Source organism: Streptomyces meridianus, assembly GCF_023703325.1.
Classification (GTDB): Bacteria; Actinomycetota; Actinomycetes; order Streptomycetales; family Streptomycetaceae; genus Streptomyces; species Streptomyces meridianus.
In genome coordinates, this window is record NZ_JAMQGM010000029.1 from 100,532 (window position 1) to 115,541 (window position 15,010).

The window sequence follows — 15,010 nt, forward strand, 5'->3', positions numbered from 1 at the left end:
GCGGGCCCCGACGTCGTCAACGGTTCACTTTCTCACCCGTGCCGGACGGCCCGTCGCCATCCGGTCCGGTGTCCGGTGACGCGTCACCCTCCTGCTCGGGGTCCTCGCCCTCGGCCTTTCTCTCGGCCCGGTCCTCGGTCCCGCCCTCGGTTCCGGAGGCCACCCCGGCGGATTCCGGCTCGTCCGGCGCCGCATCGGTTCCGCCCTCGGCCACCGCGCGCTTGCGCTGGCTGTACATGCGGACGCCGGCCAGGACGAGAAGCAGGACCCCGCCAGCGATCACGAGTATCACCGTGGAGGTGATGGAGGTCGCGGTCACCTTGAAGGTCATCGGGGCGCCGTACGGGGTGCCGTCCTCCGTGTACAGCTGGGCGTGGACCCGCACGGGACCGTTCGCGTTCGCCGTCGTGTCGAACTTCACCGACTGGCTGTGGCCGCCCTCGATCCTGACGGGCTGCGGATCGCCGACGTCCAGGCGGTTCGGCTGGCTGGACTTGAGGACCAGCTTCAGCCCCTCGACTCCCTGCACCAGGTTGTTCTGCACGGTCACGGGAATCGTGGCACTGCGTCCGGAGAGTGTCTGGGTCGACTTCTGGATCAGCTGCACCCCGCGGCTCAGCCCCGAGAGGTAGTCCTCGACGGAGCCGCGGAACGCCTCGGCCTCCCGCGTCCTGCCGCGCCAGGAGGCCGACATCTCGCGCATCATGGCGTTGCCGAACGGCGTCACCACGCGCTCCGGCTGCGACAGGACCACCTGGAATCCCTCGAGCGCCGACTGGGTCCGCTGGATCGTCTCGAAGGCGGACTTCGGAAGCTCTTCGCGCCGCAGGGAGCGGGGGTAGGTACCGGGGCCCGGCACGTGCGTCGTGGCCCTGGGGTCCGGCTTGGCCTTCGCGGCGTCGGAGAGCGGGAGCGGCTGGGTCCAGCGGCCCTCCTCGATGCCGTCGATGGCGCGGGCCATGGTCTGGGCCTCGCTGGACGAGGGCAGGCGCTGCGGCGCCACCACGATGTTCCGCTGTTTGCCCGGGTTCTCCATGGTGATCATCAGGGTCTGGGCGAGGAACCGCTGGACCGCGAGCGTGGAGTCCTCGGCCCGCATCATGCCGCCGCGGAACATCGTGGACAGCCGCGCGTCGGACACCACAGCCGTGTTCCCGCTGCCGATGGGGCGAGCGGCGCTGGGGGTGTAGGGCAGGTTCGTGGCCTCCCGCATGCTGTCGCTGCGGGCGATGACGTTGTGCGCCCCCGCGGACGTGGCGACATCGACGACCGACGTGTCGACCGCACCCTCCACCGGCCATGCGAAGTCCGTGCGCGGCTTCACGCCCAGGACGTTGCCGACCGTCCGCGACGCGAGGTCGGTGGCGGGCCGGAGATGCCCCAGAGCCCCGGAGACGTTCTTCCCGCGGTGGGCGAGGGACGCCAGGTCGGGGTCCGCGAACGGCAGTGCCACGACCTCCTCGCCCTCGACGGCGTTCTGCAGGTCCTTGAGCCACTCCTTGGCCACGGCCTGGTTCTTGCCCGGGCGTGTCCTGCCCTTCGGGCCCTCGATCTTGTAGTTCTCCGTCATCGCCGTGACGGAGGCCAGCAGATCCGGGTCGATGACCCAGGTGACAGGGCGGTCCTTGCCCAGTGACACCAGCTGCTGGAGCCGGCCGCCCGGTTTCAGCTCCGAAGCGAGGGACTCGTCCCGGAAGACCGGTGTCTGGCGATCGTCCGAGTCGGTCTGCGCGGTCAGGTGGGAGGACGAGATCAGCGGCCAGAGGTAGCTGAGCCCGGTCTTCTTCTTCGCGGCCTCGGGCTGCCAGGGAAGGAGGGTCCGCTCCACGCCGAGTACCTGCCCGCCTGGCCGGCCCGGGGTGGCTCCGCTGAGCGTGACGCCCATCCGGTAGACGCCCCCGCGATCGAGATCCAGGTCCTCGGCGGGGACGGAGAGCTTGAAGTCACGGGTCTGGCCGGCCGCAAGGCGCTTGAACTTCACGGAACCCCGCTTCCCACCGACCTCCTTGCCGTCGCTGTAGGAGAACGGGGTGCTGCGCGATGCGGCGTCGATGCCGCTGCGGCTCTGGATCGACTGACCCAGCCGCAGCGCCACCCGGGCGTCGTCGACGGGTTTGGGGCCGTCGTTCGTGACGCTGCCCGAGACGGTGATCGTGTCACCCTCGTCCGGGGTCGCGGGAGTCATCGAGTCGATCGACACGTCCACGCCCTTGGCGGCGGCCGCCTGCTCAGTGGCCTGGGCCGGCGCCGCGGGCGTGACCTGCACCAATCCGGCAAGCAGCGGTACTCCCGCCAGCGCTGCGGCGGACCGCCGCAGCCACCGGCGAGCAGGAGCAGGTCCGGCCTCCTGAAACTGTGCCGCCTCGGCCACGCGCTCGCCCGTCCCTCGTCGTCGGTGTGTGGTCGTCGATGATGCGTCCACGAATGGTAACGAGGTCCGCTGCGACTCGGCGCCGGGGTTCGTGTTCCATGATCGCCCGTCCGGCCGGAGGCCTCGTTCTTCGCCAGTGTGGCCTGCCGGGCGGGACGATGGGGCTCGGGGCGGCCGGTGCACGTACTCTCTCCTGTTGTGCCGAAAGCCAACGATGACCGCCTCACCCAGCACGCCGCGCAGTCCAGGAACCTGCTCAGTCAGGTACAACGACGGGCGGTGAGCGAACTGCTACGGGTGTCCCCCGTGGCCGACGACCTGGCCCGCCGTTTCCAGGAGGCCGGGCACCGGCTCGCCCTGGTCGGCGGCTCGGTCCGGGACGCGCTGCTGGGACGGCTCGGCAACGATCTGGACTTCACCACCGACGCCAGGCCGGAGGAGGTGCTGAAGATCGTCCGCCCGTGGGCCGATGCCCTGTGGGAGGTCGGCATCGCCTTCGGGACGGTGGGCTGCCGCAAGCGCGGTCCGGGTGGCGAGGGCGATCAGGACTATCAGATCGAGATCACGACTTATCGGTCGGAGGCCTACGACCGCACCTCGCGCAAGCCCGAGGTGTCCTACGGGACCTCGATCGAGGAGGACCTCGTCCGACGGGACTTCACCGTCAACGCCATGGCCGTGGCGCTGCCGGAGAAGGAATTCGTCGATCCGCACGGCGGTCTGCAGGATCTCGCCGAACGGATGCTGCGGACGCCGGGCACCCCTGAGGAGTCCTTCTCCGACGATCCTCTGCGCATGTTGCGCGCCGCCCGGTTCTCCGCTCAGCTGGACTTCGAGCCGGCGTCGGACGTCGTCGCGGCGATGCGGGACATGGCCGAGCGCATCGACATCGTGTCGACGGAGCGGGTCCGTGACGAGTTCAGCAAGCTGATCACCTCGGACAACCCCCGCAAGGGGCTGGAGCTGCTGGTCGGCTCCGGGCTCGCGGACCGTTTTCTGCCGGAGCTGCCCGCCCTGCGCCTGGAGCGTGACGAGCACCACCGGCACAAGGACGTCTACGAGCACTCGCTGATCGTTCTCGAGCAGGCCATCGACCTGGAGGAGGGCGGGCCGGATCTCGTCCTGCGGCTCGCTGCGCTGCTCCACGACATCGGGAAGCCGAGGACCCGGCGGTTCGAGAAGGACGGCCGCGTCTCGTTCCACCATCACGAGGTCGTCGGCGCGAAGATGACGAAGGCACGTCTGGCGAAGCTGAAGTACGCGAACGACATCGTGAAGGACGTGTCCCGCCTGGTCGAGCTGCATCTGCGGTTCCACGGTTACGGCACCGGGGAGTGGACCGACTCCGCCGTGCGGCGCTACGTCCGCGACGCCGGCCCGCTGCTGGGCCGGCTGCACAAGCTGACCCGGTCGGACTGCACGACCCGCAACAAGCGCAAGGCGAATGCGCTGTCCCGGGCGTACGACGGGCTCGAGGACCGTATTGCCCGGCTCCAGGAGCAGGAGGAGCTGGAGGCGATCCGGCCCGACCTGGACGGTAACGAGATCATGCGGATCCTCGGCGTCGGACCGGGGCCGGTGATCGGCCAGGCGTACACGTTCCTGCTGGAGCTCCGGCTGGAGAACGGGCCCATGGAGCACGATGTCGCTGTGGGCGCGCTCCGGGAGTGGTGGGCGGAACGCAACAGCTGATCGGCCGGCTCACCCCGATCGGTATGAGTGCCGTTTCACGTGAAACGTTGTCCGGCCGAGGCCGGCTTGTGGCACTGTTTCACGTGAAACGCTCCTCAGCCTCGCCGGAGGTGATCGGCCGCCCAGCAGGCGCTGGCCAGATAGACGGCGGTGGCTGTCGCCACGAGGGAGGGTGACCTGCCGTCGGGCGGCAGCATCAGGGCCGCCACGGCTGCCGCCGCGACGAAGGCCGCGTTGAAGAGGACGTCGTAGAGGGAGAAGACCCGCCCCCGGTAGATGTCGGAGACCGACGACTGGATCACCGAGTCCGTGGCAATCTTCGCGCCCTGGGTGGCGAGTCCCGCGAGGAAGGCCGCCGCCAGCACGGGCCCCGGGGCGAACGGAAGGGCCAGGACGGGCAACAGGACTGCGGAGGCCCCCGCGCAGACGGTCAGCCAGATGAGCCGGCCGCGGTTCCCGGTCTCTTGGCCGCCGCGGAACAGGTCCACCATCCACGGCGTGATCACGGCAGCGGTGAAGAACCCGGCGCCGGAGACCCCGAGCGCCACTCCGAGCAGGGTCAGCCCCTCGGAAGTGGTGTCGCTCCAGGCATAGCGGCAGAGCATCAACAACATCACCGTGAAGGCGCCGTAGGCGAACCTCATGCCGGTGAGCGTGGTCAGCGCGCGGGCCGCGGGGCGCGTCCGGTGGAGGTGTCGCACGCCGGCCACCAGGCCCCGTGCGATGTGGGCGAGAGCTGTCCGGATGCGCGGGAGTTCCGGCACGGCTGTGGGGCCGAGGGCATACCGGCCCATGCGCAGCGCTGCGACCGCCGCCGAGAGGTAGAGCGTCGCGCCCACGAGCACCACCACGGCATCCGAGTCCACTGCCACGATGCGTACGGCGATGGCCAGCCCGCCCCCGGCGATGGCGGCGAGCGTTCCGGCCGTCGGGGAAAGGGAGTTGGCGACGACCAGCCGCCGGTCGTCGACGACGTGCGGCAGGGCGGCGGACAGGCCGGCCAGGACGAAACGGTTCACGGCCGTGACCGAGAGCGCGGAGACGTAGAACAGCCACTGCGGCACCTGAGCCAGGATCAGCAACGCGGTACCGGTGGCGAGGAGGGACCGCAGAAGATTGCCGTGGAGCAGCACCTGCCGCCGCTGCCAGCGGTCGAGCAGCACCCCCACGAACGGGCCGACGAGGGAGTACGGCAGCAGCAGCACCGCCATGGCCGAGGCGATGGCTGCCGGTGTGGCCTGCTTCTCCGGGGAGAAGACGACGTGGGCGGCGAGTGCCGTCTGATACATCCCGTCGGCGGACTGGGAGAGCAGGCGTACGGCCAGCAGGCGACGGAAGTCGCGCAGTCGCAGAAGGACGTGCAGGTCACGTACGACAGCCATGGGCTCAGCCTCACACACCGCTCAGGCCCCCGGGTGGAGGACCCGGGGGCCTGGAATCAGGAGACCTGTTCAGCCGAAGTGGGTGCTGTTCAGCGCTCGACCTCGCCCGAGATGAACTTCTCGACGTTCTCACGGGCCTCGTCGTCGAAGTACTGGACCGGCGGGGACTTCATGAAGTACGAGGACGCCGAGAGGACGGGGCCGCCGACTCCGCGGTCCTTGGCGATCTTCGCTGCCCGCAGTGCGTCGATGATGACGCCGGCGGAGTTGGGCGAGTCCCAGACCTCGAGCTTGTACTCCAGGTTGAGCGGCACGTCACCGAACGCGCGGCCCTCGAGGCGCACGTACGCCCACTTGCGGTCGTCCAGCCAGGCCACGTAGTCGGACGGGCCGATGTGGACGTTGTCCTCGCCCAGTTCGCGGTCGCGGATCTGTGACGTGACGGCCTGCGTCTTGGAGATCTTCTTGGACTCGAGGCGGTCCCGCTCGAGCATGTTCTTGAAGTCCATGTTGCCGCCGACGTTCAGCTGCATGGTGCGGTCCAGGACGACGCCCCGGTCCTCGAACAGCTTCGCCATCACACGGTGCGTGATCGTGGCGCCGACCTGGGACTTGATGTCGTCGCCGACGATCGGGACGCCCGCCTCGGTGAACTTGTCCGCCCACTCCTTGGTTCCGGCGATGAAGACCGGCAGGGCGTTGACGAATGCGACCTTGGCGTCGATGGCGCACTGCGCGTAGTACTTCGCGGCGTCCTCGGAACCGACGGGCAGGTAGCAGACGAGGACGTCGACCTCCCGCTCCTTGAGGGTGCGGACGACGTCGACGGGCGTCTCCTGCGACTCCTCGATGGTCTGCCGGTAGTACTTGCCGAGGCCGTCGAGCGTGTGACCGCGCTGCACGGTGACGCCCGTGGACGGAACGTCGCAGATCTTGATCGTGTTGTTCTCGCTGGCGCCGATGGCGTCCGCCAGGTCGAGGCCGACCTTCTTGGAGTCGACGTCGAAAGCGGCCACGAACTCGATGTCGCTGATGTGGTAGTCACCGAACTGCACGTGCATCAGACCTGGCACGCGGCTCTTCGGGTCGGCGTCCTTGTAGTACTCGACGCCCTGCACCAGCGAGGCGGCGCAGTTGCCCACGCCGACGATGGCTACGCGAACCGAACCCATTCCGGTTGCTCCCTGTTGTTGTTCCACGAGGTCCTGCGGGGTGCGGGACCTCAGTCGGTGGTGTCGTCGGACCGATCCGGCCGGGGAGCCCCCCGCTGCCGTACAGGTCCGTCCGTTTCCTCTGTCCGGTTCTGCTTGCGCTGCGGCCGGTCGCGGCCGGGGGACTGCCCCGTCCCGGACCTGCTCGCGTCGCTTCCGGCTCGCTCGCTCTCGATGAGTTCGTTCAGCCAGCGGACCTCGCGCTCGACCGATTCCATTCCGTGCCGTTGCAGCTCGAGCGTGTAGCCGTCGAGACGCTCCCGGGTCCTTGCGAGGGAGGCCCGCATCCTGTCGAGTCGCTCCTCCAGCCGGCTGCGGCGCCCCTCCAGCACGCGCACCCGTACGTCCCGCGAGGTCTGGCCGAAGAACGCGAAGCGGACACCGAAGTGCTCGTCCTCCCAGGCGTCGGGCCCGGAGTGGGCCAGCAACTCCTCGAAGTGCGCCTTTCCCTCGGCCGTCAGCCGGTAGACGATCTTCGCTCTCCGGCCGGCGAGCGACCCGGTGGTGGCGTCCTCCGGCGCGCTCCCCGGTTCCTCGATCAGCCAGCCCTGACCGACCAGCGTCTTCAGGCAGGGATAGAGGCTCCCGTAGCTGAACGCCCGGAACACCCCCAGCGAGGTGTTGAGCCTTTTCCGCAGCTCATAGCCGTGCATCGGGGACTCGCGAAGGAGCCCGAGGACGGCGAACTCGAGAACGCCGGAGCGCCTGCCCATCTGCCGCCTCCCTCACTCTTTCGCGGCCTCTATGCCGAGGCGATGTATCGAGTCGATACATCCAGACGATAGATCTCCACCCCTGTCACGACAAGTGCGGTTGGGGTGAGCGGCGTCACATCACCGATTCGGGCGATGTGAGTTGACCGATATGAGTGGAGGGGGGTGGGTCTTCGGGGTTTGAGCGTGCGTAGTCTGTGCGCCATGCAAAGCACCGGGAACCACAAGGCCCCCCGGGGGCGTCTGAGTCCCCGGAGTAGTGCGGTCTGCCCCTGTGGCCGGATCGCACATCGGGGGGACCGGAAGTCCATTGCCGCTTTCAGGCGATAGCGCCTGCCCGAGGAGTAGCTGTTCCATGAGCGAGCACCGTCGCAAACCACCGAAGGCATCGGAGGGTGGACGTGCTGCGGCCCGGCGGGGGGCGCAGCCGCCCGGCCGACGTGCCGCGCCGCGCGATACCAGCGGGTCCGCCGCAGGGCCGTACGGCGAGGAGGCCCCGTACATGGGGCGTGCGGCGGCCCGCCGCGCCCAGAAGTCCGGCGGCCGGCGCCGGGCCGGAGCTGCCGGAGCGGGAGCCGCTGGTGCGGCAGGCGCCGGATACGGCGGCCACGGCGGTGGCGGGGGCCACCGCGGGGGCGGCTACGGAGGCGACTACGGAGGCGACTACGGGGACGACCCCGGCAAGGGCCGCTTCATCGACTACCCCCGGGCTGGCCGGTACGGCGCAAGCCGCTGGATCCCGTCCTGGAAGCTGGTGGGCGGTTCGGCGCTCGGCTCCATGGCGCTGCTCATCGGGGCTGCGGGCATCGGTCTGGCCATCGTGGGAGTGCCCGACCCGAACGACGCGGCCACGGCGCAGAAGAACGTCTACTACTGGGACAACAACAAGCCCATGGTCGTGGCGGGCGGCGGCGACGTGAACCGTCAGATCGTGCCGTTGTCCAAGATCCCCCAGCACATGCAGGACGCGGTGATCTCCGCGGAGAACGCCTCCTTCGAGACGGACTCGGGCGTCGACCCGATGGGCATCCTGCGGGCCGTCTTCAACATGGCCACGGGCGGTACCACCCAGAGTGGCTCGACCATCACCCAGCAGTACGTGAAGAACGCCATGCTCTCCCAGGATCAGACGCTCTCGAGGAAGGTCAAGGAGCTGCTGATCTCGACCAAGGTCGGCGCGACCGTGTCCAAGGACGAGATCCTCAAGGGTTACCTGAACACCGCCTACTACGGTCGTGGCGCCTACGGCATCCAGGCCGCGTCCCGGGCCTACTTCAACAAGAACTCCGAGAAGTTGACGGCCAGCGAGAGCGCCTTCCTCTCCGCCCTCCTCAACGGTCCCAACCTGTACGACCCCGCAGGCGGGGTCGGCGAGGCCGCGACGAAGGACAAGAACCTCGCCCGTGCCAAGGCACGGTGGAGCTGGACGCTCAACCGTGAGGTGGCGGTCGGCCGCATGAAGAAGGCGGACCGCGACGAGATCGGCGAGAAGTTCCCCAAGGTGCTCCCGCCGCGGAAGGCCACCGAGAAGAAGGGCCAGATCGGCTACCTCACCGACCTGGCCGACGGTTATGTCACCAACAAGGGCGACATCACCAAGGAACAGCTGGACCGCGGCGGCTTCCACATCTACACGACCTTCAACCAGAAGAAGGTCAAGGAGATGGAGAGCGCCGTCAAGACCATCTACAAGCGGAACATGCGGCCCAAGGAGCGCGAGCGCGACAAGCACGTCCAGTTCGGCGGAGCCTCGGTGAAGCCCAAGGACGGTGCGATCGTGGCCATCTACGGCGGCCAGGACTGGACCAAGCACTTCACCAACAACGCCGACGTCACGGGCGCTCAGGTCGGCTCGACGTTCAAGCCGTTCGTGCTCGCCGCCGCCATGCGCGACGGCGTCCGGGACCCGAAGAATCCGAACCCCGATCAGGGCCGGACGGACCGCAAGCAGGTCTCTCCGCGGAGTGTCTACAGCGGCAAGAACAAGCTGCTGATCCGCGACTACGCCGGCAAGGTCTGGCACAACGAGAAGGGCGAGGAGTGGCGGCAGGTCAACGACGGCAACGAGTCGTACGGGGACATCAACCTGCGTGAGGCCATGCGGGTCTCGGCCAACTCCCCCTACGTCCAGCTCGGCATGGACGTCGGCACCCAGACCGTGAAGGACGCCGCCGTCGACGCCGGTCTCCACGAGGAGAGCCTCGACGGCTCGACGAACAGCCCTTCGTTCGCCCTCGGCACCGCGTCCCCGAGCGCCATCCGGATGGCCGGGGCGTACGCCACCTTCGCCGCCAGCGGCCAGCAGGCCGACCCGTACTCGGTGCGGATGGTGAAGAAGGAGGACAACGTCGTCTACCAGCACAAGAAGAAGACGCCACAGGCGTTCACCTCCGCGGTGGCCGACAACGTCACCGACGTGCTGAAGAACGTGGTCGACAAGGGCACCGGTACCTCGGCCCAGCTGCCCGGCCGTCAGGTGGCCGGCAAGACGGGTACCACCGACGGCAACAAGTCGGCGTGGTTCGTCGGCTACACCCCGCAGCTGTCCACTGCGGTCGGCATGTGGCGGCTGAACGACGACGCCGCGGCCAAGAACCGGCACTTCCTCAAGATGTTCGGCACCGGTGGCCAGAAGAAGATCCACGGTGCGTCGTTCCCGGCCGAGATCTGGGCGACGTACATGGGGCGCGCTCTCACCGGGGTGCCCCCGGCGAACTTCCCGACACCGGTCCCGATCGGCGACAAGATCTACGGCCCGGGCGCCAGCCCGTCGCCGACGCCCACCCCGTCCGACACCCCGTCCGCATCGCCCTCGGAGACGCCGGACCAGCCCTCGGGCACCCCGTCCCCGACCCAGGGCTGCGGTCTCTTCGACCCGAATTGCGAGGAGAACAGCGGCGGCCAGAACGGCGGGACCGACGGCGGCACCGACGGCGGCACCAGCTCGTCGCCACCGCCGCCCAACGGCGGCAACGGCAACGGCGGCGGAGGCGGAGGCTTCTTCGGAGGCTCCACCGGGGTTCCGGAGTAGCAGCCGCACCGCGCAGCGCGCATGAACGAGGGCCCCGCCGGGCGTCACGACACGCACACACCGGCGGGGCCCTCGGCCGTTCCGGGACCGGAGCAGGGCCCGGGGACCCCGGGACCGGAGCGAGGGTCCGCTCCTGCGGCGGCGTAGGGCAGGATGTGGCGCATGACGCGTGCCCCCGACTCCGACGCCCGGTACACCACCGCAGGTGAGCCCGTACGCCCGACGGCCGAGGACCCCGTCTCCGCGGCCGGCAGTGAGTGGCTCGGCGGCCCCGCCGGACGGCGGGCGCTGACCGGCGCGAGCTGGTGGACCCCGGCCCGGATCGTCGTGCTCGTCGCCCTGGCCATGTTCGCGCTGGGCATGCTCGAGAAGCTGCCCTGCTACAACGGCGCCTGTACACGCACGCGTGCTACTCGGACATCCCGCACCTGTTCAACGCCCGCGGCTTCGCCGACGGCCTGGTGCCGTACTTCGACCGGCTGCCCGGCGACATGGAGTACCTCGAATACCCGGTCCTCACCGGCCTGTTCATGGAGACCGCGGCCTGGCTCACCCCGGACGGCGGCGGACTCCAGCACCGGGAGCAGCTGTACTGGCTGGTGAACGCCGGGATGCTGATGGTCTGCACCGCCGTGCTGGTGGTCTGCGTCACCCGGACCCATCGCCTCCGGCCCTGGGACGGGCTGCTGGTCGCACTGGCGCCGGCGTTCGCCCTGACCGCGACGATCAACTGGGACCTGTTCGCCGTCGCCCTGGCCGCCGCCGCGATGCTGATGTGGTCCCGCAGCCGCCCGGTGCTCGCCGGCGTGCTCATCGGGCTCGCGACCGCCGCCAAGTTCTACCCCCTGCTGCTGCTCGGCCCGCTGTTCGTCCTGTGCCTGCGCGCCGGGCGGCTGCGGCAGTTCTTCGCGGCCGGGGCGGGCGCGGCGGTGGCCTGGCTGGCGGTGAACCTGCCGGTGATGGTGCTCGCGACGGAGGGCTGGAGCAAGTTCTACAGCTTCAGCCAGGAGCGGCCGGTCGACTTCGGGTCGTTCTGGCTGATCATCTCCCAGCGCACCGGCAGCCCGCTCGACGACGCAAACGTCTGGGCGACCGCCCTGACCCTGCTGCTGTGCGCCGGGATCGGCGTGCTCGCCCTCCACGCCCCGCGGCGTCCCCGCTTCGCCCAGCTGGCCTTCCTGGTGGTGGCCGTGTTCGTCCTGGTGAACAAGGTCTACTCACCCCAGTACGTCCTGTGGCTCATCCCGCTGGCGGCCCTGGCACGTCCGCGCTGGCGGGACTTCCTGGTGTGGCAGGCGTGCGAGACGGCGTACTTCGTCGGCATCTGGATGTACCTCGCGTACACCTCCAGCGGTGACAAGCACCAGGGACTGCCCGCCGAGGGATACCAGCTGGCCATCCTGGTCCACCTGCTCGGCACGCTCTACCTCGCCGCCCTCGTGATCCGGGACGTGCTGACGCCGGAACGCGACGTGGTCCGGCGGGACGGCGCCGACGACCCCTCCGGCGGCGTCCTCGACGGTGCGCCCGACGTCGTCGTGCCCGGCCGGCTCCGCCACGACGCCGTGGCGACGTCCACGGGGGAGCAGGTCGCGTGGGGCGCTTCGCGGACGGTCGACGTCCGCTCCCCCTTCCGGGAGCGGACAGCTCCCTTCGGGACCGAACGGCCGCCGGGTTCCGGTGGGTTCACCGGCGGACGGTGACAGCGACGGGCCCGGGAGCGGCACGGCGGCCGGCTCCCGGGCCCGGTGATCATGCGGTGGGGTGCGGCCTGCCGGGCGTCTCCGCGGACGACCGGTTCAGCGGTCGACCAGTCGGTCGAACTGCGTTGTCGTGTGCCGCAGGTGCGCCACGAGCTCGTCCCCCACCTGCGGGGCCGCGACGTCGCTCGGGACGAACAGGATCGACACCTGCATGTGCGGCGGCTCCGCGAACCAGCGCTGTTTGCCCGCCCAGACGAACGGCGAGAGGTTGCGGTTGACGGTCGCCAGCCCCGCCCGCGCGACCCCCTTGGCCCGTGGCATCACTCCGTGCAGCGCCTTGGGCGACTCCAGCCCCACCCCGTGCGAGGTACCGCCCGACACGACGACGAGATGCCCGTCCGACGCGGCCCGCTGCTGCCGGTAGCCGAACCGGTCGCCCTTGGCGATCCGGGTGACGTCCAGCACCGCGCCCCGGTACTCGGTGGCGTCGTGGTCGCCCAGCCACAGCCGGGTGCCCATGCGGGTACGGAACCGCGTCTGCGGGAACTGCTGCCGCAGCCGCGCCAGGTCGGCGGCGCTCAGATGGCTGACGAACATGGTGTGCAACGGCAGCCGGTTGGCCCGCAGCCGGTCCATCCACGTGATGACCTCCTCGACCGCGTCCGAGCCGTCGAGCCGGTCCAGCGGCAGGTGCAGGGCGAAGCCCTCGAGCCGCACGTCCTCGATGGCCGCGTGCAGCTTGGGCAGCTCCGCCTCGCTCACCCCGTGGCGGCGGATGCTGCTCATCACCTCGATGACCACCCGGGCGCCGACGAGGCCGCGCACACCCTCGACGGAGGAGACCGACCGGATCGCCCGGTCCGGCAGCGGAACCGGCTCCTCGCCCAGCCGGAACGGCGTCAGCACGAGCAGGTCCCCGCTGAACCAGTCCTTGATCCGGGCGGCCTCGTAGGTGGTCCCGACCGCGAGCACGTCGGAGCCGAAGCGGGTGGCTTCGTCCGCGAGCCGTTCGTGGCCGAAGCCGTAGCCGTTCCCCTTGCAGACCGGCACGAGGCCGGGGAACTGCTGGAGCACGGTCTGCTGGTGCGCCCGCCAGCGCGCGGTGTCGACGTAGAGGGTGAGCGCCATGGCCGTCCGGAACCTCTCTCGTATCTACGGTGTGGGGACTGAGGTAGGGGGGACTGCTGGGAAGGTCGAGCGGGGCCGCGTGCGTCAGCGCCGCGACATGTAGATGTCGAGGGCCTTGTGCAGCAGCTTGTTGAGGGGGAAGTCCCATTCGCCGATGTACTCGGCGGCCTGGCCTCCGGTCCCCACCTTGAACTGGATCAGACCGAAGAGGTGGTCGTTCTCGTCCAGGGAGTCGCTGATGCCGCGCAGGTCGTACACGCTCGCGCCGAGCGCGTAGGCGTCGCGGAGCATGCGCCACTGCATCGCGTTCGAGGGCCGGACCTCGCGCTTGTGGTTGGCCGAGGCGCCGTACGAGTACCAGACGTGGCCGCCGACGATGAGCATGGTCGCCGCGGCGACGTTCTCGCCCTCGTGCCGGGCGAAGTACAGCCGCATCCGGTTCGGGTCCTCGGCGTTGAGTGCCTTCCACATGCGCTCGAAGTAGCCGAGGGGACGCGGACGGAACCGGTCGCGCTCGGCGGTGATCTCGTAGAGCCGCTGCCACTCGGCGAGGTCGTCGAAGCCGCCCTGGACCACCTCGACGCCCGCCTTGTCGGCCTTCTTGATGTTCCGGCGCCACAACTGGTTGAAGCCCTTGTGGACGTCCTCCAGCGAGCGGTTCTCCAGCGGCACCTGGAAGACGTACCGTGGCTGCACGTCCCCGAAGCCGGCGCCGCCGTCCTCGCCCTGCTGCCAGCCCATGCGGCGCAGCCGGTCCGCGACCTCGAAGGCGCGCGGCTCGATGTGCGTGGCCTCGACGTCGCGCAGCCGCTTGACGTCGGGGTTCTGGATGCCGGACTTGATCGCGGCCGCGTCCCAGCGCCGGATGACGACGGGCGGGCCCATCTTCACGGAGAACGCGCCCTCGTTCTTGAGGTGCGCGAGCATCGGCTGGAGCCAGTCCTCGAGGTGGGGGGAGAACCAGTTGATCACCGGTCCCTCGGGGAGGTAGGCGAGATAGCGCTTGATCTTCGGCAGCTGGCGGTAGAGAACCAGGCCGGCTCCGACCAGTTCGCCGCTGTCGTCGAACCAGCCCAGGTTCTCGGACCGCCACTCCGCTTTCACGTCCGCCCATGCCGGGACCTGCATGTGACTTGCCGCCGGCAGGCTCTGGATGAACTCCAGGTGCTGCTCTCGGCTGATGGTCCTCAGGGTCAGGGTCATGCGCGGCGCTCCTCGGCAGGTTCGTCCCCGGGGTCGGGGCTCCGGCTCTCGCCGCGAAGCCTACTGCGCCGGGGGAACGCCCTGTCAGGGCAGACTCCGCTCCGGCTCCCGGCCCGCGGAGCGCGCCGGGAGCCGGAGCCGTCCGGGACGGTGGCGCCGGCGGCCGGCCCCGGACCTGCCCTAACCCAGTACGCCCCCGAACAGCCCGCCGCGCGCCATGCCCAGGAAGAAGCCCACCGCCGCCGCGCCGAGGCCGATGATCGAGACGAACCGCTCGCCGGTGGTCGCGGAGATCATCTGGGACCGTGCGCCGACCAGGATCCCGACGAGGCCGGTCCAGGACGCCAGGATGTGCAGGCTGTAGAAGTTCGAGGTGACGAAGGCGACCACACCGAGGAGGAGGGTCCCCAGGGCGAAGCCGTTCTCGACGGGATGGGCCTTGCCGTCCGAGTTCATCAGGGCGTTGAGGCCGGCGAAGCGGTTCTTCTGGTGACGGACTGCCTGTGCCATGGGAGCACCTCCTGGCGAGGGGCGGCGCACGGTAGCGCCTCTCACACCCGTTGTGTCCAGATTGCG

The 15,010-nt window shown here is 69.7% G+C and carries 10 protein-coding genes and 1 pseudogene; 3 read left to right on the top strand and 8 right to left on the bottom strand.

Annotation, left to right across the window (positions count from 1 at the left end; genetic code table 11):
- Positions 1-16: 16 nt before the first annotated feature.
- Complete coding sequence (locus M1E25_RS14220; RefSeq protein ID WP_251415156.1) at positions 17-2,371, bottom strand: DUF6049 family protein; 2,355 nt, start codon at positions 2,369-2,371, stop codon at positions 17-19.
- A gap of 198 nt (positions 2,372-2,569) precedes the next feature.
- Here M1E25_RS14220 and M1E25_RS14225 point away from each other — a divergent pair, with 198 nt between their 5' ends.
- The gene (locus tag M1E25_RS14225) at positions 2,570-4,063 is read left to right on the top strand and encodes a CCA tRNA nucleotidyltransferase (RefSeq protein WP_372500782.1); all 1,494 of its coding nucleotides are present in this window, start codon (positions 2,570-2,572) and stop codon (positions 4,061-4,063) included.
- A 95-nt stretch (positions 4,064-4,158) separates the two neighbouring features.
- Here the strand turns inward: M1E25_RS14225 and M1E25_RS14230 are convergent, their stop codons facing one another.
- The 3 genes from M1E25_RS14230 to M1E25_RS14240 form a co-directional block, all read right to left on the bottom strand.
- Entirely contained in the window at positions 4,159-5,445 is a 1,287-nt protein-coding gene (locus M1E25_RS14230) for an MFS transporter (RefSeq protein WP_251415160.1), read from the bottom strand.
- Positions 5,446-5,534: 89 nt separating this feature from the next.
- Positions 5,535-6,617 (bottom strand): inositol-3-phosphate synthase, encoded by a 1,083-nt coding sequence (locus tag M1E25_RS14235; RefSeq protein ID WP_251415163.1) that lies wholly within the window; start codon positions 6,615-6,617, stop codon positions 5,535-5,537.
- Positions 6,618-6,667: 50 nt separating this feature from the next.
- Positions 6,668-7,369 carry a PadR family transcriptional regulator gene (locus tag M1E25_RS14240; RefSeq protein WP_251415166.1) on the bottom strand — a complete coding sequence of 234 codons (702 nt, stop codon included), beginning with the start codon at positions 7,367-7,369 and terminating at the stop codon, positions 6,668-6,670.
- Between the two features lie 355 nt (positions 7,370-7,724).
- Between M1E25_RS14240 and M1E25_RS14245 the strand changes: the two genes are divergently transcribed.
- Positions 7,725-10,400: a transglycosylase domain-containing protein gene (locus M1E25_RS14245; protein WP_251415168.1), complete on the top strand. Its 2,676-nt coding sequence runs from the start codon at positions 7,725-7,727 to the stop codon at positions 10,398-10,400.
- A 44-nt stretch (positions 10,401-10,444) separates the two neighbouring features.
- Here the strand turns inward: M1E25_RS14245 and M1E25_RS25910 are convergent, their stop codons facing one another.
- The gene (locus M1E25_RS25910) at positions 10,445-10,762 is read right to left on the bottom strand and encodes a hypothetical protein (RefSeq protein WP_251415379.1); all 318 of its coding nucleotides are present in this window, start codon (positions 10,760-10,762) and stop codon (positions 10,445-10,447) included.
- Between M1E25_RS25910 and M1E25_RS14255 the strand changes: the two are divergent.
- A pseudogene (locus M1E25_RS14255) lies at positions 10,689-12,010 on the top strand (glycosyltransferase family 87 protein); the annotation flags it as partial. The gene M1E25_RS25910 and the pseudogene M1E25_RS14255 sit on opposite strands and share 74 nt — an antisense overlap.
- 189 nt (positions 12,011-12,199) lie before the next feature.
- Here M1E25_RS14255 and M1E25_RS14260 read toward each other — a convergent pair.
- The 3 genes from M1E25_RS14260 to M1E25_RS14270 form a co-directional block, all read right to left on the bottom strand.
- Complete coding sequence (locus tag M1E25_RS14260) at positions 12,200-13,231, bottom strand: alanine racemase (protein WP_251415169.1); 1,032 nt, start codon at positions 13,229-13,231, stop codon at positions 12,200-12,202.
- An 84-nt stretch (positions 13,232-13,315) separates the two neighbouring features.
- Positions 13,316-14,434 carry a lipid II:glycine glycyltransferase FemX gene (locus M1E25_RS14265; protein WP_251415172.1) on the bottom strand — a complete coding sequence of 373 codons (1,119 nt, stop codon included), beginning with the start codon at positions 14,432-14,434 and terminating at the stop codon, positions 13,316-13,318.
- 180 nt (positions 14,435-14,614) lie between these two features.
- Positions 14,615-14,944 carry a hypothetical protein gene (locus M1E25_RS14270; protein WP_251415174.1) on the bottom strand — a complete coding sequence of 110 codons (330 nt, stop codon included), beginning with the start codon at positions 14,942-14,944 and terminating at the stop codon, positions 14,615-14,617.
- Positions 14,945-15,010 lie beyond the last annotated feature (66 nt).

Bases quoted from the DNA above. Each gene is read 5' to 3' on its own strand.
- M1E25_RS14265 (WP_251415172.1), bottom strand. From the start codon at position 14,434: ATGACCCTGACCCTGAGGACCATCAGCCGAGAGCAGCACCTGGAGTTC.
- M1E25_RS14260 (WP_251415169.1), bottom strand. From the start codon at position 13,231: ATGGCGCTCACCCTCTACGTCGACACCGCGCGCTGGCGGGCGCACCAG.
- M1E25_RS14270 (WP_251415174.1), bottom strand. From the start codon at position 14,944: ATGGCACAGGCAGTCCGTCACCAGAAGAACCGCTTCGCCGGCCTCAAC.
- M1E25_RS25910 (WP_251415379.1), bottom strand. From the start codon at position 10,762: ATGCCCAGCGCGAACATGGCCAGGGCGACGAGCACGACGATCCGGGCC.
- M1E25_RS14245 (WP_251415168.1), top strand. From the start codon at position 7,725: ATGAGCGAGCACCGTCGCAAACCACCGAAGGCATCGGAGGGTGGACGT.
- M1E25_RS14230 (WP_251415160.1), bottom strand. From the start codon at position 5,445: ATGGCTGTCGTACGTGACCTGCACGTCCTTCTGCGACTGCGCGACTTC.
- M1E25_RS14240 (WP_251415166.1), bottom strand. From the start codon at position 7,369: ATGGGCAGGCGCTCCGGCGTTCTCGAGTTCGCCGTCCTCGGGCTCCTT.
- M1E25_RS14235 (WP_251415163.1), bottom strand. From the start codon at position 6,617: ATGGGTTCGGTTCGCGTAGCCATCGTCGGCGTGGGCAACTGCGCCGCC.